The organism is Hymenobacter terricola (assembly GCF_017921975.2).
Taxonomy (GTDB): Bacteria; Bacteroidota; Bacteroidia; order Cytophagales; family Hymenobacteraceae; genus Hymenobacter; species Hymenobacter terricola.
The window spans coordinates 1-368 of record NZ_JAGEMO020000103.1 but is presented as its reverse complement, the minus strand read 5'-3'; the positions used below and the strand labels follow the sequence as shown (position 1 = coordinate 368).

At 45.4% G+C, this 368-nt stretch carries 1 rRNA gene; it reads right to left on the bottom strand.

The window, feature by feature from the left end:
* Nucleotides 1-77 (bottom strand): 16S ribosomal RNA (locus J4G38_RS25570); the annotation flags it as partial.
* Between the last annotated feature and the right edge of the window lie 291 nt (nucleotides 78-368).

Genomic DNA, 368 nt, shown 5'->3' with positions numbered 1-368 from the left:
GCTAAAGACCGTTCGACTTGCATGTATTAGGCCTGCCGCTAGCGTTCATCCTGAGCCAAGATCAAACTCTCCATTGTATAAATTCCTGCACCTATTCGAAAATAGGCTGATGTCGAGTGCTAATCCGACCCGTATTTGACGAGTTCAATCGTTCGTGTTACGCTCGTAATTGCTGCCACGCGTCTTGCGACCCGTAGCCCTTACTATTTGTCTTTTCCAAACATTCAAAGAACGGGTGTCGCTTCCAGTTGAAGTGACATTGTGGCTAGAAAGCCGATGTTTTGAGTTGCTATGCGCCGCTTCTTTCGATTTGGGAGTGCAAAGGTAACTCGTTTTTCTTCGTTAGCAAGCAAAAACGGAAATTTATT